We start from the raw sequence: 21,488 nt of genomic DNA, 5'->3' as shown, positions 1-21,488 counted from the left end.
TGGGGGTCTCATGCCGCTTCCCGTGCCCGTCCTGCCCGAAGGTGTCGACCCGGCCTGGCTGCCGCCCGCCGCCTTCCGGACGGTCGGCGGCCGGCGGACGCTGATCCGAGGATCGGGCCCGCTGGTGGAGACAGTGCACGGGGAGGTGGCGGAGGCCTGCCGGAGGTTCGGGGGCCGGGTCGTGCGCGACGCCGAGCGGGAGGACGGCGCGTACGACCTGGTCCTCGGCCTCGACGCCCTCGGCTCCGGCACCAGTGACCTCGGTGACGAGGACTTCACGGTCGTCCGGGAGGGCGGCACGACGATCGTCAGCGCCTCCGGCGGACGCGGGCTGCTCTACGGCCTGTTCCACGTCGTACGGCTCGGGGAGGCGGCGTTCGCCGGCGAGCGGGCCCGGGAGACCCACCGTCCCGCTCTCGCCCTGCGCATGCTCGACCACTGGGACAACGTCGCCGTGCACCCGGTCATGGGCCAGGTGGAGCGTGGGTACGCGGGCGGCTCGCTGTTCTGGGAGGACGGACGGGCGCGCGGGGACCTGGAACGGGTGCGGGCGTACGGCAGGCTGCTGGCGGCGTGCGGTATCAACGCGGTCGCCGTCAACAACGTCAACGTGCACGAGACCGAGGCGCGGCTGCTGACCGACCGGATCGGCGAGGTCGCCGCGATCGCCGATGTGCTGCGGCCCTATGGGGTCCGCACACACCTGTCGGTGTCCTTCGCCGCACCGGTGGTGCTCGGCGGGCTGCCGACGGCCGACCCGCTGGACGAGACCGTGCGCCGCTGGTGGGCCGAGGCCACGGGAGCGGTGTACGAGGCGATTCCCGACTTCGGCGGGTACGTGGTGAAGGCCGACTCGGAGGGGCAGCCGGGGCCGTTCGGCTACGGCCGCAGCCACGCCGACGGGGCGAATCTGCTGGCCGCCGCGCTGGAGCCGTACGGCGGCACCGTGCACTGGCGGGCCTTCGTCTACGACCACCGTCAGGACTGGCGGGATCGGAGGACGGACCGGGCCCGGGCCGCGTACGACCACTTCGTGCCGCTGGACGGCGCCTTCGCCGCGGGCGCCGTGCTCCAGGTGAAGCACGGGCCGATCGACTTCCAGGTGCGCGAGCCGGTCTCGCCGCTGATCGGGGCGATGCCCGGCACCCGGCTGGCGGTGGAGCTGCAGGTCACCCAGGAGTACACCGGGCAGCAGCGGCATGTGTGCTGGCTGGGTCCGATGTGGAGTGAGGTGTTGCGGTTCAGGCCTGAACAGGGGCAGTCCGTCGGCGAGTTGGCGCGGGGCGGGCTGATCGCCGTGTCCAACGCAGGCGACGACCGGTTCTGGACCGGGCATCCCCTCGCCCAGGCGAATCTCTACACCTTCGGGCGGCTGGCCTGGCAGCCCGATGCCGAGCCGGGCGAGGTGCTCGACGAGTGGATCGGGCTCACCTTCCCGAAGGCCCCAAGGGCCTGTCCGCCGGGCTGCACGCCGTGCTCGACGGCTCATGGCGGACATACGAGAAGTACACCGCTCCCCTCGGCGTGGGCTTCATGGTGCAGCCGGGGCATCACTACGGGCCGAGCGTGGACGGGTACGAGTACAGCCCGTGGGGGACGTACCACTTCGCCGACCGGGACGGCATCGGCGTCGACCGCAGCGTGGCGACCGGCACGGGCTGCACCGGGCAGTACGCCAAGCCGTGGGCCGAGCTCTACGAGTCTCCGGACACCTGCCCCGACGAGCTGCTGCTGTTCTTCCACCATGTGTCGTACGGCCACACCCTGCACAGCGGCAAGACGGTGATCCAGCACATCTACGACACGCACTTCGAGGGCGTGGCGGAGGTCGAGGAGGCCCGGGCGGTGTGGGCCTCGCTGGCCGGACTGGTGGATCCGGTGCGCCACGCGCGGGTGGCGGAGCGGTACGAGGAGCAGCTTCGCAGTGCCCGGGAGTGGCGCGACCAGATCAACAGCTACTTCCTGCGCAAGTCCGGGGTGCCGGACGAGCGGGGGCGGCGGATCCACTGAAGGATCGCCACACCCGAGGGTTCGAGGACCAGGGGTTCTCCCTGGTCCACCCGCTTGCCGGTGAGCAGGTCGGTGGCGGTGGTGTGGGCGGTCAGACGGGCCGGTTCGGGGGCGTGGTTGAGGAGGAAGAGCAGGCGGGTGCCGTCGGGGGCGACACGGGTCGCCGTCTCGACCGCCGGGTGGCCCGCGTAGGGGCCGAGCAGGTCGTGGCGGGTCAGGATCCGGCGGACGAGGGCGTCGACGCCCGGCTGGTCGAGGGCGGTGGCGACGTACCAGCCTTCGCCTTCACCGAAGCGGTTGCGGGTCACGGCCGGGGTGCCCGCGTAGAAGTCCGTGCCGTAGGTGGCGACCGGTTCGGCGCCGCGTGGCTGCACGATCTCGAAGACGAGCCGGGCCTCGGCCGACAGCTCGGGGACGGTCTGGGTGAACTCCGGCGCCCGGGCGTCCCATTCGTCGACGCGGACGCCCATGAGAGGCGCCAGCGGGCCGGGGACGTCGGTGAGGAAGGCGCGGTCGTGCTCGTCGACGCGGCCGGAGAGGAAGGTGGTCAGGACCGTGCCGCCGCGTGCGGCCACGGCTTCGAGGCGGGTGGCGAGGTCGCCCTTGACCATATGCAGGGCGGGGGCTAGCACCACGTCGTAGGGCGAGAGGTCGGCGGTCTGCGGGACGACGTCCACGTCGGCGCCTGCCTCGCGGGCCGCCCGGTAGTAGGCGTGGACCACGTCCGGGTACTTGACCAGCCGGGAGGGGCCGTCGGAGATCTCCAGGGTCCACCAGCTGTCCCAGTCGAAGAGGAGGGCGGTGCGGGCCGGGGTGCGGGCGCTCAGTGTGCGGTCGCCCAGGGCCTCCAGCTCCCGTCCCAGTTCGGCGACTTCGCGGAAGACACGGGTGTCGTCGCGGCCCGCGTGGCCGATGACCGCCCCGTGGTACTTCTCGCAGGCGCCCCGTGAGGCACGCATCTGGAAGTAGAGGGCGGCGTCCGCGCCGTGGGCGATGGCCTGGAAGGTGGCGAGGCGGAGCTCGCCGGGCCGCCGGAGCGGGTTGACGTCACGGCAGGCGGTGGTGGACGGCGTGTGCTCCATCAGCCAGAAGGGGGCGCCGTCCTTCAGGCCGCGCATCAGGTCGTGGGCGAGGGCGGGCCGGGTCGGCGGGGCGTCGAGGGGCGGGTAGCTGTCCCAGGATGCGAAGTCGAGGTGGGACGCCCAGCGGTGGTAGTCGAGGGGGCGAAAGGTGCCCATGAAGTTGGTGGTGACGGGCGTGTCGGGGTCATGGGCGCGGATCACCTCCTTCTCGGCGAGGAAGCAGCCGAGCAGGGCGTCGGTGGTGAAACGGAAGTAGTCGAGGGTGATGCCCTGGAACGCGGTGTGGTCCGGGCCTCGCCAGTGCTCGGTGAGGGCGTTGGGCGGCTCGATCTGGTCCCAGTCGGTGTAGCGGTGCGACCAGAAGGTGGTCCACCAGGCGTCGTTGAGGGCGTCGAGGGTGCCGTGCCGGTCCCGGAGCCAGGTGCGGAAGGCCTCGGCGCACAGGTCGCAGTAACAGACGCCGCCGTACTCGTTGTTGATGTGCCAGGCGAGCAGAGCCGGGTGGTGTGCGTACCGTTCGGCGAGACGGGAGGCAATCGCGGTCGCGTACTCACGGTACGCCGGTGAGCTGGGGCAGAAGTTGTGGCGCTGGCCGTAGCGGTGGCGGCGGCCCTCGAAGTCGGTGCGGTTGACCTCGGGGTGCCGCTTGGCGAGCCAGGGCGGGAGGGCGGCCGTGCCGGTCGCCAGGCAGATCTGACGGCCCTCGGTGGCTGCCCGGTCCAGGATGCGGTCCAGGACCGTGAAGTCGTGGCTGTCCGGGGCCGGTTGGGTCAGGGACCAGGTGAAGACGCCGACGGTGAGCGTGTCGATGCCGGCCCGGGTGAACAGGCGGTGGTCGTCGTCCCAGACATCCTCGGGCCACTGCTCGGGGTTGTAGTCACCGCCGTACGGGATCTTCGGGGTGCGGGGCGCGCTCATGCGGTGAACTCCTCCTGGGTCTCGGTGATCACCGTGCGGGTGCCGTGCAGCAGGGACAGCAGCAGCGGGGCGGCCAGCAGGGCGGGCAGGGCCTCGGTCAGCAGGGCCGTCAGCGCGGCCGTCAGGATCAGCAGCGAGGCGGCGGCGAGGGTGGCACGGCCGTGCCGGAACAGGAAGTACCCGGCGAGGCGGGCGGTGTCCCGGGCGCGGAAGGTGAACAGCGAGGTGAGGACGAGGGCGTGCGCGCCCCAGAGGAGGGCGCCCGCTCCGGTCGCCCCGAGCAGCAGCGCCCACCAGCCGGGCAGGCCGGTGGCGGAGAAGTGGGTGAGGGTGAAGGTGATGACCGTCAGCCAGGCCAGCAGGGGCGTCCACAGCTTCAGCGCCGGTACGGCGTTGAGCCGCCAGCCGCGCAGGTAGGCGCGGGCCGGACGCAGTTCGGTGAGGTCGCGGCTGCGATGGTGGAGGGCGTAGAGCGCGGCGGACAGGGCCGGTCCGAGGGGCAGCAGGCACAGCGCCGCGAGCGGGAGGTTGGCGGGGTCGGGGCCGAGCAGGAGCAGGCCTGCCAGGCCCGGGGAGGCGGTGAGGAGCAGCAGCGCCTCGACGGTCAGGGCGGTGTGGATCAGTGCGGAGACGCGGGAGAGGGCGCCGGTGCCGAAGTCGGAGGTGCGGACGGTGCTCATGCCGTCACCTCCCGGCCGAGCAGGCGCCGCTCGTCCCACCAGGGCGGGGTCTCGTCGTCGAAGGGCGTGAGCTCGACGAGGGTGACCTCGTGGCGGCTCAGAGTGAGCGGGAGGTCCACGCGACCGTCCTCGGTGGACAGCCGCTGGTGGGTGCGTGCCGGCTCGGCGGCCTCGTGCAGGACGTCGAGCTGCCCGGGTTTCGGTGAGCTCGGGCTGCCCATGTGCCGCCAGACCGTGTACGCGTTGCCCCGCTCCTCGTCCACGGAGGAGCGGCGGACGAACACCTCGCCGCCGGACACCGGCAGGGACAGGCGCAGGGTGTGCCGGTCGGGGCCGGGCGTCTCGCCGGTCGGGTCGACGGGCGCCCAGGCCAGGACGGTGACCCGGCCTTCGGGGTGCCGGGTGACCAGGTGGTCGTCGCCACGCGCGAGCACGTCGGGTCCCATGCGGGCCATGAAGGCGTAGAGGTGGTACGTCGGCTTGCGCACCTGCCGGTGGGTGAGCAGCCCGAACCCGCCGTGGAACAGGGCGGTCGGCACCCCGGCCTCCTCGAAGACGTCGCTGAACGTCCAGTACGAGAAGGAGTCGGCGTGCTCGCCGCCGTTCGCCACGACCGGGGCGAGGTAGGCGGCGTGGAAGGCGGTGTCGTGCACCGGGTTGTCGGGCCGGTAGGAGGAGTTGAACTCGGTGATGTGGACGGGGAGTCCGGCGTACCGGGTCTCTGCCAGCTGCCGCCTCGGGGTGGCGAACTGGTCGAGCAGCCCGGACGCCGGCGCCAGGGTCTGGTGGACGCCGAAGGGCACGTGCTGGGCGGGCCCGGAGCTGTAGGCGTGCCGGGAGGCGAAGTCCAGCGGCACGTCGTGCAGGTCGGTGAGCTCGGCGAACCGCTCCAGCCACTCGTCCGCGCCGGGCGAGATCGCCGGTCCGCCGACCTGGATCCCGGCGTCCACCTCCTTCACGGCGTGCGCGGTCACCTCGTACAGCCGGTGGTAGGCCTTCTCGTCGGCGTCCTGCCAGAAGTCGGGCAGGTTGGGCTCGTTCCACACCTCGACGGGCCAGGTGCGGACCTCGTCGAGGCCGTAGCGGTCGACCAGGTGGGTGAGCAGGGCGCGGACCAGGTCGGCCCACTCCTGGTGGGAGCGGGGTGGCGTGACGTTGCCGCGCCACCAGAACACGGTCTGCTCGCCGGAGGCCAGCTCGCTCGGCATGAAGCCGAGTTCGAGGAAGGGACGGATGCCGAGGCCGAGGTAGGCGTCGAGGACCTGGTCGACGTGGGTGAAGGAGTGCCGGACGTGCCGTCGGCCCTGCCACTCGTAGGGCCGGTGCACCGCCATGCCGTCGCTGAGCAGCCCGTGCCCCCGGATGTACCGGAAGCCGATGTCGTGCTGCAGGACCTTCAGCGACTCCTGGTAGTCGCCGCGCAGGGCGAGGTCGAGCCGGCCGGTGCCGACGCACTGGCGCCAGGCGTCGGTCAGCGGGCCGCTCGGCTCGTCGGGGACACGGAGGATCACCCGTTCTCCTTCTTGAACCGCTCGTACGCCTTGTTGTGCAGGTCGACGAGCTGCTGCATGTTCTTCGACTTCAGTTCGGCGAGGAAGGCGTCCCACTGGGACATCGGGCGTTTGCCGAGGACGAACTGGAGGGTGTTCTGGATGACGGTGTCCTTGAGCGGGGTGTCCCAGAGGGTCGCCTGTTCCTGCTCGAAGGACCGGAGGGGGTGGGCCGGGTCGACGGGGAGCTCCTTGCGCTGGGACATGACGTCCTGGAACTTCTTCTCGTCCGGGCTGAAGTTGGAGGACACCAGCTCCCAGCTGCCGCCGTAGGTGAAGACGCCGTTGAAGAAGCCGTAGTCCTTCTGGAGGTCCTTCGGCGCGTCCGGGTCGGAGCCCATCAGCGAGAGCCCGGGCTCCAGCGTGTACGTGCCGCCGGACTCGGTGTAAGTGACGCCCTCCACGCCCCACTTGCAGAACTTCTGGCCCTCGTCGGAGTACCAGAGCCAGTCCACGAACTGCATCATCGCGACGAAGGTGTCGCTCTTGAGGGCCTTGCTGGAGATCATGATGCCGTTCTCCAGCCGGATGCCGCTCAGCAAGATCGGTCCTGCCGGGCCCAGCGGCACCGGGATCATCTCGATCTTCGACCCCTTGACCTGCTTGTTCAGGTTGTAGCGGTAGTTCTGGACCAGCTCCTGCGGGTTGGCGCTGATCACATAGGACTTCTCGGCCAGCAGCTTCTGGATGGCCTGGTCGTCCTGCTGGGTGAAGCTCTCCGGGTCGAGGAGCTTTTCGGCGACGAGCTTTCTGAGGTACTCGATCATCTGCCGGTAGCCGGTCCGGGTCGCGGTGAAGACGAACTTCTGCGCCGTGGTGTCGAAGCTGATGTTGTCGTAGTTCCAGCCCGCCTTGACGCCGTACGCCTGGCCGAGATAGCCGAACAACGCCCCGCACGGGAACGGGGTGTTGGTGCTCCATCGGTCGGTCCACGGGTACTTGTCCGGGTACTCCGCCTTGAGCGCCTTGAGGACCTCGTACACCTCGTCCCAGGTCGTGGGGAGCGCCAGTCCGTGCTTGTCGAGGATGTCCGTGCGAAAGGAGAGGGAGTAGCCGGACTTGGGCTTCTCGTGCAGGCCGGGCAGCAGGTAGTACTTGCCGTCGGACTGGCGGATGGAGTCGAGTTCGGGCGCCAGGTTCCACTTCTTGGCCTTGTCCCGGAAGTTGGGCATCAGGTCGACGTACTCGCTGACCGGCAGGATCGCGCCCGAGGACACGAAGGCGACCTCGCCGGGGTGGTACGTCTTCGGGATGATGAAGGGGGCGTCGCCGGAGCCGATGAGGACACTGCGCTTCTTCTCGTAGTCGGCCAGCGGGACGTCGAGGGGCTTGATGGTGATCCCGGTGCGCTTGGTGACCTCCTTCCAGAACAGCCAGCTCTTCTTGAGGGGGTAGACCGGGTTGTCGTTGTGCAGCATCGAGAAGGACAGCGCCTTGGCGGCCTTGAACTGCTGGCCGGCCTGGTAGTTCTTCATCGCACCGTTCTGCTTCTTGGTGAGGTCCTTGGAGTCGCCTCCGTCGTCGCCGCTGCCGCAGCCGGTGAGGGTGGCGAGGCCGATGAAGCCTGCGGCGGACAGGATCTGACGCCGCGACAGCTCTCCTGCGTTCTTCACGGGGACTCCCTTGGTGCGTAGGTGAGGTGAGGGGGTGTCAGCCCTTGACCGCGCCGAGCATCACGCCCGAGACGAAGAAGCGCTGGACGAACGGGTACACGCAGATGATCGGTAGCGCGGTGAGCACGATGGTGACCGCCTGGATGCTCGCGCCGACCTGGCTGAGCTCCGCGGTGGTGGCACCGGCGTTCCCGCCGCCGGTGGCGCCCGCGATGAGGTTGCGCAGATAGACGGTGACCGGCATCAGGTCGGAGTGGTCCATGTACAGGAACGCGCTGAACCAGGAGTTCCAGAAGGACACCGTGTAGAAGAGCACCATGGTCGCGACGACCGCCTTGGACAGTGGCAGCACGATCCTGAGCAGGATGCCGTAGGTGCTCAGCCCGTCGATCTGCGCGGCCTCCTCCAGTTCGGTCGGCAGACTCTCGAAAAAGGCCTTCATCACCAGCAGGTTGAAGACGCTGATCGCGTTGGGCAGTGCGATCGCCCAGACGCTGTTCTTCAGGCCGAGACTGGTGACCAGGACGTAGTTGGGGATCAGACCGCCGGTGAAGAACATCGTGAACACGGCGATGCCGACGAGCACTCCGCGCCCCTTGAGCTGCTTCTTCGAGAGGACGTAGGCGTAACAGGTCGTCAGAACCATGGCGACGGCGGTGGCGACGACGGTGTAGAGCACGGTGTTGCCGTAGTTCCGCCAGAACATCGAGTCCTGGAACACGATCTTGTACGTGGTGAGGTTGAACCCCTCGGGCCACAGGGTCACTTCACCGGCCCGGATCTGCCGCTCCCCACTGAAGGACCGCGCGACGATGTTGACGAAGGGGTACAGGGTCACGACCACGACGAGGGTGAGGATCACCCCGTTGACGCCCTGGAAGACCCGGTAGGAACGGCTCGGCTTCACCACAGGCTGGTCCCCACTGTGCGGCGCGAGAGCGTGTTGGCGGAGGTGATCAGGACCAGGCCGATGATCGCCTCGAACAGCCCGATGGCGGCGGCGTAGCTGAAGCTGTTGGATTCGACGCCCGCCCGGTAGACGTACGTCGAGATCACGTCGGCCGTCGGATAGGTCAGCGGGTTGTACAGCAGCAGGACCTTCTCGAAACCGACGGCCATGAAGGTGCCCACGTTGAGGACCAGCAGGGTGATCATGGTGGGGCGGATGCCGGGCAGGGTGACGTGCCAGATCTGCTGCCAGCGGTTGGCGCCGTCGATCCGCGCGGCCTCGTACAGGTCCTCGTCGATGGTGGTGAGCGCGGCGAGGTAGAGGATCGTGCCCCAGCCGGCGGTCTGCCAGATCTCCGAGCCGACGTAGATCGTGCGGAACCAGTCGGGTTCCTGGATGAAGCGGATCTCGTCGTGCCCGAACCAGCCGAGGGCGTGGTTGACCGGGCCGTCGGTGGCGAGCATCTGCATGGTCAGGCCCGCGACGATCACGATCGACAGAAAGTGCGGGAGGTACGACACCGACTGCACGAACCGCTTCAGGGAGCGTCGGCGCACCTCATTGAGCAGCAGGGCGAGGACGATCGGGATCGGGAAGCAGAACACCAGCGTGAGCCCGCCGAGCCACAGGGTGTTGCGGAACACCTGCCAGAACGTCGGGTCGCTGAGGAACATGCGCACATAGCGCAGGCCCACCCAGTCCTCGCCGAACATCGAACCGCCGGGCTCGAAGCGGCGGAAGGCGATCACATTGCCGATCATCGGCAGATAGCGGAAGACCAGGAAGAACAGCAGCGGCAGGATCGCCAGCGAGTACAACTGCCAGTCGCGGCGCAGCGCCCGCCGCCAGCCGGTGCGGGCGGGTGCCCGGTTACGGCGGCGGGGTGCGGCTCCGGCCGGAGGCGGATCCTGGGTGCCCGGCGGGGCCGACGTGGTGGACGTGCTCATTGCTCGGGCCTCCCGTGGGCAAGGGACGCGGAACCGAAACTTTCGAGCTCTTACCGGTAACTTCGCGGCAACCTAAGGGCAGCAGAAAGCGCTGTCAATGGGTGCTGCGGCAGTCGGACGGGGCGTCTGTGCCGCGTTGGAATCCCGTCTAACCTGGGTAGACCCCAGGGACTGCCACCCCTTGTCCGTCGCAAGTTTCTGGATGACAACCGACTCCTGCGAGGTGCCGCCGTGCCCGCGTTCGACCTGCCGCTGACGGAACTGGAGCGCCATCGCCCGGACTTGGAGGAGCCCGCCGACTTCGACGCGTTCTGGCTGAGCACGCTGAAGGAGACCGGGCAGACGGATCCATTGGTGTCCGTGCGGCCGGTGGAGACGGGGCTGAGGCTGACCGAGACCTGGGACGTGACCTTCCGGGGATTCGCGGGCGACCCGGTGCGGGCGTGGTTCAGCCGTCCGGCGAGGGTCGACGAACCTCTGCCCGCCGTGGTCGAGTTCGCCGGGTACGGGCGCGGGCGCGGACTTCCGCACGAGCGTCTGACGTGGGTGAACGCCGGGTACGCGCATCTGCTCATGGACAACCGCGGCCAGGGCGACCAGTACGGGTGCGGCGGCGACACCCCGGATCCGCACGCCGGTGCGCCGGGCGGGCCCGGGCCTGCCGTGCGCGGGCTGCTCGCGCCCGAGGACTACCACTACCGGCGCCTGATCACCGACGCGGTGCGGGCGGTCTCGGCGGTACGGGCGCTGCCCGGCGTGGACGCCGGGCGGACCGTCGCGGCCGGCAACAGTCAGGGGGGCGGGGTGGCGCTGGCTGTCGCGGGACTCGTCCCTGATCTGGCGGCCTTGCTGGTCACGGCTCCCCTGCTGTGCGGGGTCCGGCGGGCGCTGGACCTCACGGACGCGGGGCCGTACGGGGAGATCGCCGCGTATCTGTCCGTCCATCGGGACGCCGGGCGAGAGGCGTACCGCACGCTGTCCTACGTGGAGGGCATCTCCTTCGCCCGCCGGGCCTCGGCCGCCGCCCACTTCGGCGTGGGGCTGCGGGACACAGTGTGTCCGCCGAGTGGGGCGTACGGGGCGTTCAATGTTTACGGGGACTTGGCGGGGGCGGACCCGGTGAAGGAGATCCACGCCTATCCGTTCAACGGGCATGAGGGTGGGGATGCGGTGCACGTGCGGCGCCAGTTGAGCTGGTTGGCGGAGGTGGTCGGGCGTGGCGCGTCGTAGGGTCGGCTCGGGTCGTACCTGTCGGCGGCGGCCGGAGCCCACCGCAGCCGTACGAGCCACCCTCGGGACCCCGGCCACGGAAACGCCGTGACCGGGACCCACGATCAGTTGCCGCGGAAGGTGCCGACCGCCGCTAGGTGTGCTGTCCCGGGACGTTGGTGACAGGCGACACGCCTTGAGTGGTCCTTGAACGAGGCGAGGGCCTCCGGGTTCGGTGTGGATTGCGACATCAACAACCGGCTCCCAGGAGGCCCTCGTTGTTCCACCGTAATGCCCCACTGACCGCGACCGGCAGGCTGCGTCTGGCCCGGTGTGTCATCGACGACGGATGGCCGCTCCGGCGGGCCGCGGAACGCTTCCAGGTCAGCCACACCACCGCAGCGCGTTGGGCAGACCGCTACCGCAAGCACGGGCCCGCCGCGATGCAGGACCGCTCCAGCCGCCCGCACCACCAGCCCCGCCGCACCCCGGCCGCCATCGAGGAACGGGTGGTGCGCCTGCGGCGCGAGCATCGCATCGGACCGGTGCGGCTGGCCGCCCGATGCGGCACCGCCGCCTCCACCGCCCACCGCATCCTCGTCCGGCACGGCCTGCCCCCGCTCGCTGCCTGCGACCGGGCCACCGGCGAACCCGTCCGCCGCTATGAGCGCGCCCGGCCCGGCGAACTGGTCCACATCGACGTCAAGAAACTCGGCCGCATCCCCGACGGCGGCGGTCACAAGGTCCTGGGCCGCGCAGCCGGCCGGGCCAACCAGGACCGCCGCAACGGCACCGGATACGCCTGCCTGCACACCGCCCTGGACGACCACTCCCGCCTGGCCTACACCGAAGACCTGCCCGACGAGAAAGCCGCCACCTGCGCCGGCTTTCTGCGCCGGGCCACCGCCTGGTTCGCCGGCCAGGGCGTCGCCGTTGAACGCGTGCTGACCGACAACGCCTGGGCCTACACCAAGAACACCTGGCGCGACACCTGCCACGACCTGGGCATCGGCCCCCGCTGGACCCGCCCCTGGCGGCCCCAGACCAACGGCAAGGTCGAACGCTTCCACCGCACCCTGCTCGACGAGTGGGCCTATCAGCGGCCCTACACCTCAAACGCCGAACGACAGGCAGCGTTTCCTGACTGGCTGGACTGGTACAACTACCACCGACCCCACACCGGAATCAGCGGCCAAACCCCAGCCAGCCGCGTCACCAACCTCTCCGAACAGCACAGCTAGGGCCTGTCGTTTGGATCACGCCGCAGACGCGGGGTCCGGCACGCGCATCTGCCGCGTTGTCGTCGGTTGCCGATGCTCCGCATCGCCGCCCTCCTCCGCCTTGCAGCTGCACGCACCAGACCCCGCTCACCGGCGATTTCCAGGAACCGTCAGTTTCCTGCGACCTGATCCAAACGACAGGCCCTAGTTCCGGTAGCGGAACACGATGCGGCCGCGCGTCAGGTCGTACGGCGGGAGCTCCACCAGCACCCGGTCCTCCAGCATGATCTTGATGCAGTTCTTGCGGATCTTCCCGCTGATGTGCGCGAGCACCTGATGGCCGTTCTCGAGCTCCACGGTGAACATGGCGCTGCGCAGGCACTCGACGACCTTGCCCTCGACTTCGATGACGTTCTTGTTCTTCGTCATCGCACCAGCTCCAGGTTGCTGCTCATCGGGCGGGCCCCGACGCCCTCGAACAGCGCCGAGGCGGCCTGGTTGGACTCGTCGACCTCGGTCCAGGCCGCGGCCGACCCGGAGCGGTGCAGCGTCCCCAGGGCGTGGGCCAGCAGCGCCCGCGCGATGCCGCGGCGCTGCTCACCGGCCCGGACCGCGACCAGCCCGATGCGCGGCCGTTTCACCCTCACCACCCGGATCAGACCCAGGTAGCGGTCCTGCGCCGCGGCCACCGCGTACTTCGACGGGTCGACGACGGTGTCGCCTTCGGGGCGGGGAACGACCTCCGCGGGCATCGACTGCCACCCGACGGTCGCCTCGACTTCGTCGCGGATCGCGCGGTCCACCGCCCGCAGCAGAGTCTCGTCCGCCTGACCGGCGGGGACGATCGTCACACCCGGAGGCGGCAGGACTGCTCCGAGCCCGGTGGCCCGCGGGTCGGTCGGCACCACGTACTCCCACTCGCGGCGCCGGATCGTGAAACCGGCCCCGCGCCAGCCGGCTGTCAGCTCGACGTCGGCTTCGTCGACCACCGTGTACAACGGCGCCGGCAGTTCCGCCAGCATCGCCTCGGCGAGCCGGTCGAAGGTGGCGTCGCGCCACGCGTCGATGCTGACGAACAAGCGTCCGTCGGGCCGGTGCTGCGCATGCCCGCGGCCGACCACCAGGTCGTCATCCAGCGCATGCCATTGCCTGTCCGCGACGCGCGTGATCATCACCGCGTTCTCGCCCGGGCCAGATGTGAAAGGCTTCGTGTCCATCGGCTTCTCCTCCCAGGAGTGCCTCGATCTCAGGCGCTCCTGGCGACACCGAACGTCAGCCGCCGGACCGTGACGGGTTGAGAGAGCACCCACGGGTAACTGTGTTCACGGGGCTCACCTCCATACGACGAATGCACGGTCCACCGCGAAAGTAGCAGCGGGGCATCGCCTCGTTCCAGTCATTTCCGCTGAGCCCGTAACGCGCCGGTGTCGGCGACTCAGAGCTGGACATCCGGCCACGGACCCGTACGCCGAAGACGCCGCCCCTGACGGATGCCGCCGGTCGGCCGCGCATCATGGCCTGCGGTGGAGTCCGGACCGGACGGTGGCCGTCCACTGTTACGGCAGCGCCGTCGGGACGTGGCCGGTCGTAGGGCGTTGGTAGCCTCGGAGACATGGCTGCACCGGGAGCGACGTGAGATATCCGAGCATCCAGCAGTTGCAGTTGTTCCTGCTGCTCGCCGAGGAGTTGCACTTCGGTCGGGCGGCGCGGCGGGCCTTCATGGCGCAGCCGACGTTCTCGCGGCACATCACCGTCCTGGAGGAGCGGTTGGGTGTGGCCGTGGTGGAACGGACGACGCGCAGGGTCGTGTTGAGCGCGGCGGGCGAGGCGCTCGTGGGGCGGGCCCGGACCGTGGTGGAGGCTGCCGAGGAGTTGCGCCGCGAGGCGGAGCACCGGGCCAACGCGGCCGCGGGCCGAATCGTGATCGGCTCGTTGGAGGCCATCACCTCGATGGATCCGATCCCGGCCGTCCTGGAGGAACTGCGGGAGCGGTTCCCGCAGTTGGAGGTCGACGTCGTACGCATGGGCTTCGACGCCGGCCAGTCGCTCCTGCGGGGCGAGGTCGACGCGGCGTTCCTGTTTCTGCCCGTGCCCGACGGCGTCCAGACCCTGGCGTTGGCAGGCGGGCCGCGGTGCGTGGCGATGGCCGGCAGTCACCCTCTCGCCGCCCGGGGCGCGCTGACCCTCGCGGACCTCGCCGACCAGCCCCGCATCGGCTGGTCGGAGCAGGTCCCGAGGGTGTTCCGGGACTTCTGGTCCGCCGACCCGCGACCGGACGGCACCCCGGTGCGGTTCAGCCCGCACGCCATCGTCGACTACGAGAGCGCCCTGCCGCTGATCGCCATGGGACAGGGGATCCAGCTGCCGCCGGACGCGACCCGCCGGCTCTACCCGCGCCACGGTGTGTCGTACGTCGACGTCACCGACCTCGCACCCTGGACGGCCGCGCTGGGCTGGCTGCCGAGTCGCCGGGACGAGCCGCTCGTCGCCGCACTGCGGCAGGCGGCCCAGCGCGTCCTGCGCCGGACTTGAGCGGCGGTACGAACCGGAAGCACGAACCGGCAGCCCGGCTGCGACAACCGTTTACAAGCGCGCCCCTCGGCGCTAACTTCCGCAACAGGCGGAGTGGGAGCGCTCCCATTACGGTGGACCGGAACCCGCCCTGAAGTCGCCCCCACTCCGCGCCTCCGCACACGCGTCCCCACGCACGCATCCGCAGGCCCGTATCCCAAGGAACGGATGATGCTGTCATGATCCTGACAAAAAGGCCGGGGAGACTCCCGATGCCCCGATTAACGCAGCCCACCCGGGCCAGGTCCCTCTTCCTCGTCCTGCTCTCCCTGCTCGTCACGGTCCCGGCCCTCGGTCTGGTGATGACGGCCGGTGGTGAGGCGGAGGCCCACGGCACGCCCATGAAGCCCGGCAGCCGCACCTTCCTGTGCTGGCAGGACGGTCTGACCGACACCGGTGAGATCAAGCCGGTCAACCCGGCCTGCCGGAACGCCCAGCAGGTCAGCGGCACCACGCCGTTCTACAACTGGTTCTCGGTGCTCCGCTCGGACGGCGCCGGCCGCACCCGGGGCTTCGTGCCGGACGGCGAGCTGTGCAGCGGCGGCAACACCAACTTCACCGGGTTCAACGCCCCCAGCAAGGACTGGCCGCTCACGCACCTCACCTCGGGCGCGACGGTCGACTTCTCGTACAACGCCTGGGCGGCGCACCCGGGTTGGTTCTACGTCTACATCACCAAGGACGGCTTCGACCCGGCCAAGACCCTCACCTGGAACGACATGGAGGAACGGCCGTTCCTGAGCGTCGACCACCCGCCGCTGAACGGCTCCCCGGGCACGGTCGAGGCCAACTACTCCTGGACGGGCAAGCTCCCGGCCAACAAGGACGGCCGCCACATCATCTACATGGTCTGGCAGCGCTCCGACAGCCAGGAGACCTTCTACTCCTGCTCCGACATCGTCTTCGACGGCGGCAACGGCGAGGTGACCGGCATCAAGGAGCCGGGCAACCCGTCCGAGCCGGTGCCCGGCACGTGCACGGCCACCCGCAAGACGACCGGCAGCTGGAACGGCGGCTACCAGTCCGAGGTGACCGTCACCAACACCGGCACCGTCCCGATGCTCGGCTGGATGGTCGACTGGAACCTCCCCGCCGGCCACAGGATCGAGAGCTTGTGGAGCGGCAACGCGACCTACAACGGCCAGTCGGTGATGGTCCACAACGCCGGCTGGAACGGCTCCCTCGCGCCGGGCAGGAGCACGACCTTCGGCTACACCGCCACCGCGCCAGGCGGTGACAGCACGACGAGCCTGCCCTGCCGGGTGGGCTGAACCGTCACCCCGGGCGGGTCCGGTGACCGGTGAGCCTCGGTTGCCGGGCCCGTTGCCGGGTGACGGCACCCGCCCGGGTCACACGTGGTCGGCCGTGGCCAGGAGGCGGGCAAGGGCGGCCTTGGCCGGTGGGCCCCACGTGGACTTGCCGCCCGGTCGGCCGTGGTCTCCGGCCTCTCCGATGGCCATGCAGGCGAGGGCGCGCGCGACGGCCCAGCCTCGGGCTCGGCGCCGGGTCGCGAGGTCCGCGGCCGGGCGGTAGAGGTCGAAGAACCGGTCGGCGGCGCCGTCCGGCAGCAGGGTCCAGGCGGCGGCGAGATCGCAGGCTGGGTCGCCGGCGCAGAGGTCGCCGAAATCGATCACACCGCAGAAGGTGCCGTCGGCGGTGAGGACGTTGGCCGCGTGCAGGTCGGCGTGGAGCCAGACCGCCGGACCCTCCCAGTCGGGCGCGGCGAGGGCGTCGTCGAGGATCGCGCGGACCGGCTCCGGGTCCGGGAGCAGGCCCAGCTCCGTGGCCGTTTCGAGGTGGTGGGCGAACCCCTCGGCGTACTCGGACAACGGCCCGCCACGGCCCCGGCCCGCGGGTGCGTCCCCGGGGCGGGGCGGTGCAGAGCCGTCAGGAAGGCGGCCAGGGCCTCGGCCGATTCCGCGGCGCGGGTGGCGGGGGCGCGGTCGGCGGGGGCGCCCTGCACCCAGGTGGTGACGATCCAGGAACGCGGAAAGCGGTCGGAGGGCTCACCGAGGCGCTGCGGGACCGGAATCTCCAGGGGCAGCAGCGGGGCGAGTACGGGAAGCCAGGTGTGCTCCTTGAGCAGCAGCACGTCCGCGGCGTCCGTCGCCCAGGGCAGCCGCACGGCCAGGTCGTCACCGAGTCGCCAGAGCTGGTTGTCCCAGCCGCGCGCGCCGAGCCGCAGGGGACGATCGGCCAGGTCGGGGTGCTGTTCGCGCAGCAGGTCCCGGATCAGTTCCGGCGTGATCTCGATCTCGGTGTGGGTCATGCGGCGCAACGGTAGCCGGACAGCGGAAGGCGGCGGTACGAGTGGCCGGAAACGCCGGGTGCGCCGACCAGGTCTCGCCACCTGCTCCCATATGTCGCTTATACCCAGGTGTGCGATTCTGTTGTGTGGGTGCCCTGCCGCTCGGGCGCGGCGTGGATCCGCCGTGTCGTCGTCGCCTGAGCCCCGGGGACTCCCACCTGCCGGTGGCTGCGGCATGGACGGGAGGTGGATGCGGACATGCCCCATTACGGCGATGCCCGGGCCGCGGTCCCCGGTCTCCGGGCACCGGGGAACGGGAGCACCGGTCCGCCTCGCCCCGCGTCGGAGTTCGCCGCGCGGGAGCGGGTCCTGGCGTTCGCCGGGGTGGCACTGGCGGCGGTGTACGTACGGAGCGAGGACGGTACGGAACTCCGGTCCGTGGAATCGGCCGGATCCGGGCCGGAGCGGTGGGTGCTGCCGGGGCGTGTGCCGGTTTCGGATGGGCCGGGTGCGGTGGGGGGTGGTGGTTCGCCGGGGGCAGGCGGAAGCGGCGCCCCGTCCGGGCCGGAACGGCCGGATCCACGCTCAGCCACCCCAGGACCTTCCGACTCGCCCTCGCCCTCCCCCGGAGTCCCATCCAAAGCCCCGCTCGGAACCGAAGACGGAACCGGAACCGAAGACGGAACCGGGGACGGAACCGACGAAAGAGGGCCTGCCATCGCCAAGGCCTTCCAGGGTGGGCGGGCGTTGTGGCGCGGGAGTGTGGTGTTCGCCGGTCAGGAAGGAGGCGGAGTCTCGGCCGCGCCGCTCGGGGCGTTGCCGCTGGGGGCCGCGGGTGGGTGGCTGGGGTGCCTTGTCGTGGTGGGAGAGGCCGGGGAGGGCTTCGGGGCCGAGCAGCGGGAGTTCCTGGAGCGGTATGCCGAGGCGGTCGCCGGGCGGCTCCGGGGCGAGGCCGACCGGTGCGCCCCCTCGCCCCTGCTGGATTCGGCGCTGCGCGCCCTGGGTGTCGGTTCGTTCGCCCTGGCGCCGGGCACCGGCCTGGTCGAGACGGACCAGGCCCTGCTCGAACTCGTCGGCATCTCCGAGAACGGCTTCGACGGCAAGACCGACACCCTGCTCTCGTGCTGCGTCCCTGAGGACGTTCCCGCCCTGATGTCGGTGATCGAACCGTCCGCGCAGACCCCCGGCCGCCGGGAACTGGAGTTCCGTATCCGCCGGCCCACCGGTGAACTGTGCTGGCTGCGCCTGAACTGCCGCGTGCGGAAGGCGCCCGACGGCGCTCCGGAGCGCGTGCTCGGCGTGGTGACCGCAGCCCCCGTGCTGCGCCGGAGCGCCAGCGACGTCGCCCGGATCCAGTGGCTGACGGCCGCGCTCGACGACGCCGTGACGGTCCGGGACGTCGGCCGCGTGGTGGTCGCCGCGCTGCGCGAGCCGCTGGAGGCCGACCGGGTGGCGCTCGCCGAGCTGCTGGAGGACCGGCTGGCGGTCACCGTGCTCGATCCGCCGAGTGCCGGGGCCTGGCCGGACCTGTGGCGTGCCGAGTGGCGCTCGGAGTGGCCCGACGCACCGGTTTCCGCCCTGCCCACGCTCCAGGCGGCGCTGCGGGACGGGCGGATGAGCCTGTGGCCTGCGGGTGCCGTGCTCGAACCCGGACTCGAGGGGATCGGCCCCGGCGGACTCGCGGTCCTGCCACTGCCCGCCAAGAGCCGGGTGGCCGGGGTGTGCCTGGTCGGCTGGGACGCGCCGCACGAGTTCGCCCCCGAGGAGCGGGCCCTGCTGACGGCGACCGCGGGGCTGGTGGGGCAGGCCCTGAAACGCGCGCACGCCTACGACGCCGAGCAGGAGCTCGCGACGATGCTGCAGCGCAGCCTGCTGCCGCGCCGTCTCCCCCGGCTGCCCGGGGGCACCGCCGTGGCCCGCTATCTGCCGGCCCGGCGCGGGCTCCAGGTGGGCGGCGACTGGTACGACGTGATCGCGCTGTCGGAGGGGAAGGTGGCCCTGGTCATCGGTGATGTGCAGGGGCACAGCGCCGGGGCCGCGACGATCATGGGCCAGATGCGTACCGCGGTCCGGGCCTACGCCGTGGAGGGCCATCCCCCGGACGTGGTCGTCGGGCACGCCAACCGGCTGCTCGTCGGCATGGAGACCGACCTCTTCGCCACCTGCTGCTATGTCGAACTGGACATGGAGGAGGGCAACGCGCTGTTCGTGCGGGCCGGGCATCTGTCCCCGCTGGTGCGTCTTCCGGACGGCGGCACCGAGGAGATCGCGGTGGAGGGCGGACTCCCGCTGGGTGTCCTGGCGGACGCGGAGTTCCCGCTGACGGCTATGGCCCTGGCCCCGGGCTCGGTGCTCGCGCTGGTGACGGACGGCCTGGTCGAGTCGGCCGATCTGCAGGTGGACGAGGGCATGCGGCTCGTGCGTGAGGCACTCGCCGCGGCCGACCCCTCCGACCCGGGGCGGATGGCCGACGATCTGCTGGGCGGCGCCGGCCGCCGGGAGGACGACGTGGCGGTGCTGCTGCTGCGCTACGACGGGATGCGGGTCCGGCCGGTGCGGGCGGGCTGGGTGGTGTGGCGGCTGCCGGACGCGGTGATGCACGCCCGCCGGTTCAGCGCGCGCACGCTGCGCTCGTGGGACGTCGTGGCCGAGGCCGACACGGTCCTGCTGGTGGTGTCGGAGCTGGTCACCAACGCGCTGGTGCACACGCAGGGCGCGGTCCGGGTGGATCTGACCCTGGCCGCCGACCGGCTGCGGGTGGCCGTGAACGACTCGTCGCCGCGCGCGCCCGCCAAGCCGGTGGTGGTGGACTGGGAGTCGACGGGCGGTCGCGGGCTCTTCCTGGTCGAGGCGATGTCGACGGCCTGGGGTTCGGTGCCGGTCGGCGGTGGCAAGCAGGTGTGGAGCGAGATCGTCGTGTCCCGGCCGGATCCGGAACAGGAACCGGAACCCGAACGGGGAGCGGAACCGCCGCGGACCGAGCCGGAGCGGGTGCCGGAGCCGGGCCGGACCTGGGACCGCGGCTGGGGCCTGGTCCGCGACCGAAGCTGGGGCCTGGGCCGAAACCGCGACCGGCACAAGGCCCGGAACGGCATTTCGGATCCGCTCCCGGGCCGCCGGCTCCGCGGCCGGCACCGGGACGGGAACCAGACCCCGGGCCGACAGGACCGTGACCGGAACACAGACCAGGCCCCGGCCCCAGCCCCGAGTCCGGGACGACAGGACCGTGACCGGGACAGGAACCAGACTCCGGACGCCACCCCGGGCCCGGCCCGACCCCCCGACCGCGAGACCGGCCGGAACAGCCACGGCGACCAGAACCCGGAGCCGGCCCCGAGCCTGCACCCCGGCCGGGCTCCCGGCCAGGGCCCGACGCCGCCCGACGAAGGAGGCCCGCCGTGAGAGGGCGCAGATGGCGTGTGTTCGTCGCCCTGATGGCCGGTGTCCTGGCCGCCTCCCTGGCCGGCTGTACCGAGAGCGGCGAGGAGGGCGACGACAGCCTGACCCTCGGCCTGCTGCTGCCGAGCCGCGCGGTGCCCCGCTGGGAGCAGTCCGACAAGCCCCTGATCGAGAAGCGGGTGAAGGAGCTGTGCCCCCGGTGCACAGTGGTGTACGCCAACGCCGAGAACGACGCGGCGAGCCAGCGCCAGCAGATGAACTCCATGATCACCAGGGGGGTCTCGGCCCTGATCCTGGACGTCGTGGATCCCAAGGCCCTGCGCTCCTCGGTCCGGGCGGCGGACCGCGAGGGCATCCCCGTGGTCGCCTACGACCGGCTGGCCGAGGGCCCGATCTCGGGGTTCGTCAGTTTCAACGGTGGCCAGGTCGGCCGGCTCCAGGGCGAGAACCTCCTGAAGGGCATGGGAGCCAGGGCCGACGGCGGCGGCGTCGTCATGATGAACGGCGATCCCTCCAGTCCCAACGCCGCCTGGTACGAGGGCGGGTCCCGGTCCGTCCTCGATGACAAGGTGCGGATCCTCAAGTCGTACAGCACCCTGGGGTGGCGCACGGAGAACGCGCACGAGCACATGTCCGCCGCGATCAGCGACCTCGGCCCGAACCAGATAGACGGGGTGCTGGCGGCCAACGACTCGATCGCCGCCGGTGTCATCGCGGCGCTCAAGAGCGCCCGTATCTCGCCGCTGCCCCCGGTCACCGGCCAGGACGCCGACCTCGACGCCGTGCGGCGCATCGTCCGGGGCGAGCAGTACATGACCGTCTACAAGCCCTTCCGGCTGGAGACCGAGGCGGCCGCCGCGATGGCCGTCGCCCTGGCGCGCGACAACGACCTCGACGCCCTCGTCACGCGGACCGTGGACAGCCCGACCACCCAGGACGTCCCCGCGGTGCTGCTCACCCCGATCGCCGTGACGGCCGAGACGATCGGGCGGACCCTCGTCCGGGACGGCGTCTACACGATCGACCAGATCTGCACCCAAAAGCTCCGGCCGGCCTGTGACCGGATCGGGCTCACCCGGTGAGGGACGTGAT

General features: G+C 71.0%; 13 protein-coding genes and 3 pseudogenes. 7 read left to right on the top strand and 9 right to left on the bottom strand.

The features are described from left to right. Positions 1 to 10: 10 nt before the first annotated feature. A pseudogene (locus ACQEV8_RS33880) lies at positions 11 to 2,010 on the top strand (alpha-glucuronidase). Here ACQEV8_RS33880 and ACQEV8_RS33875 read toward each other — a convergent pair. From ACQEV8_RS33875 to ACQEV8_RS33850, 6 genes are read right to left on the bottom strand one after another with little or no spacing between them, the layout of a single operon-like run. Continuing rightward, entirely contained in the window at positions 1,956 to 4,010 is a 2,055-nt protein-coding gene (locus ACQEV8_RS33875; protein WP_432967918.1) for a beta-galactosidase, read from the bottom strand. The pseudogene ACQEV8_RS33880 and the gene ACQEV8_RS33875 sit on opposite strands and share 55 nt — an antisense overlap. Further along, complete coding sequence (locus tag ACQEV8_RS33870; protein WP_432967915.1) at positions 4,007 to 4,690, bottom strand: hypothetical protein; 684 nt, start codon at positions 4,688 to 4,690, stop codon at positions 4,007 to 4,009. The genes ACQEV8_RS33875 and ACQEV8_RS33870 overlap by 4 nt, the downstream gene beginning before the upstream one ends. Continuing rightward, positions 4,687 to 6,198, bottom strand: coding sequence for a GH39 family glycosyl hydrolase (locus ACQEV8_RS33865; RefSeq protein WP_432973193.1), 1,512 nt, complete (start codon positions 6,196 to 6,198; stop codon positions 4,687 to 4,689). The genes ACQEV8_RS33870 and ACQEV8_RS33865 overlap by 4 nt, the downstream gene beginning before the upstream one ends. After that, positions 6,198 to 7,853 (bottom strand): ABC transporter substrate-binding protein, encoded by a 1,656-nt coding sequence (locus ACQEV8_RS33860; protein WP_432967912.1) that lies wholly within the window; start codon positions 7,851 to 7,853, stop codon positions 6,198 to 6,200. Before ACQEV8_RS33860 ends, ACQEV8_RS33865 begins: the two co-directional genes overlap by 1 nt. 37 nt (positions 7,854 to 7,890) lie before the next feature. Then, a complete protein-coding gene (locus tag ACQEV8_RS33855; protein ID WP_432967909.1) occupies positions 7,891 to 8,763 on the bottom strand; it encodes a carbohydrate ABC transporter permease in 873 nt (290 codons plus the stop codon). Continuing rightward, positions 8,757 to 9,749: an ABC transporter permease gene (locus ACQEV8_RS33850; protein WP_432967906.1), complete on the bottom strand. Its 993-nt coding sequence runs from the start codon at positions 9,747 to 9,749 to the stop codon at positions 8,757 to 8,759. The genes ACQEV8_RS33855 and ACQEV8_RS33850 overlap by 7 nt, the downstream gene beginning before the upstream one ends. 231 nt (positions 9,750 to 9,980) lie before the next feature. Here ACQEV8_RS33850 and ACQEV8_RS33845 point away from each other — a divergent pair, with 231 nt between their 5' ends. Further along, a complete protein-coding gene (locus ACQEV8_RS33845; protein ID WP_432967903.1) occupies positions 9,981 to 10,979 on the top strand; it encodes an acetylxylan esterase in 999 nt (332 codons plus the stop codon). A 257-nt stretch (positions 10,980 to 11,236) separates the two neighbouring features. Beyond that, positions 11,237 to 12,199, top strand: coding sequence for an IS481 family transposase (locus ACQEV8_RS33840; protein ID WP_432958283.1), 963 nt, complete (start codon positions 11,237 to 11,239; stop codon positions 12,197 to 12,199). A gap of 183 nt (positions 12,200 to 12,382) precedes the next feature. On the opposite strand, the gene infA is transcribed toward ACQEV8_RS33840, so the two are convergent. Beyond that, positions 12,383 to 12,607, bottom strand: coding sequence for a translation initiation factor IF-1 (gene infA / locus ACQEV8_RS33835; RefSeq protein ID WP_432967900.1), 225 nt, complete (start codon positions 12,605 to 12,607; stop codon positions 12,383 to 12,385). Beyond that, on the bottom strand, positions 12,604 to 13,395 hold the full coding sequence (locus ACQEV8_RS33830) for a GNAT family N-acetyltransferase (RefSeq protein WP_432967897.1): 792 nt from the start codon (positions 13,393 to 13,395) through the stop codon (positions 12,604 to 12,606). The genes infA and ACQEV8_RS33830 overlap by 4 nt, the downstream gene beginning before the upstream one ends. 415 nt (positions 13,396 to 13,810) lie before the next feature. Here ACQEV8_RS33830 and ACQEV8_RS33825 point away from each other — a divergent pair, with 415 nt between their 5' ends. Beyond that, entirely contained in the window at positions 13,811 to 14,710 is a 900-nt protein-coding gene (locus ACQEV8_RS33825; protein ID WP_432967894.1) for a LysR family transcriptional regulator, read from the top strand. A gap of 251 nt (positions 14,711 to 14,961) precedes the next feature. Further along, positions 14,962 to 16,020, top strand: coding sequence for a lytic polysaccharide monooxygenase auxiliary activity family 9 protein (locus tag ACQEV8_RS33820; protein ID WP_432967891.1), 1,059 nt, complete (start codon positions 14,962 to 14,964; stop codon positions 16,018 to 16,020). A 78-nt stretch (positions 16,021 to 16,098) separates the two neighbouring features. On the opposite strand, the pseudogene ACQEV8_RS33815 reads toward ACQEV8_RS33820, so the two are convergent. Then, positions 16,099 to 17,018 (bottom strand): annotated as a pseudogene (locus ACQEV8_RS33815) (aminoglycoside phosphotransferase family protein). 726 nt (positions 17,019 to 17,744) lie between these two features. Here ACQEV8_RS33815 and ACQEV8_RS33810 point away from each other — a divergent pair. Both ACQEV8_RS33810 and ACQEV8_RS33805 read left to right on the top strand, forming a co-directional pair. Beyond that, positions 17,745 to 19,970: pseudogene (locus ACQEV8_RS33810) on the top strand (SpoIIE family protein phosphatase); the annotation flags it as partial. A gap of 425 nt (positions 19,971 to 20,395) precedes the next feature. Beyond that, positions 20,396 to 21,478 (top strand): substrate-binding domain-containing protein, encoded by a 1,083-nt coding sequence (locus ACQEV8_RS33805; protein ID WP_432967888.1) that lies wholly within the window; start codon positions 20,396 to 20,398, stop codon positions 21,476 to 21,478. Positions 21,479 to 21,488 lie beyond the last annotated feature (10 nt).

Origin of the sequence: Streptomyces sp. CA-179760 (assembly GCF_050937045.1) — a bacterium.
GTDB lineage: Bacteria > Actinomycetota > Actinomycetes > Streptomycetales > Streptomycetaceae > Streptomyces.
Note: the sequence above shows the minus strand (reverse complement) of the source record. Positions and strands in the feature narration are given on the sequence as shown.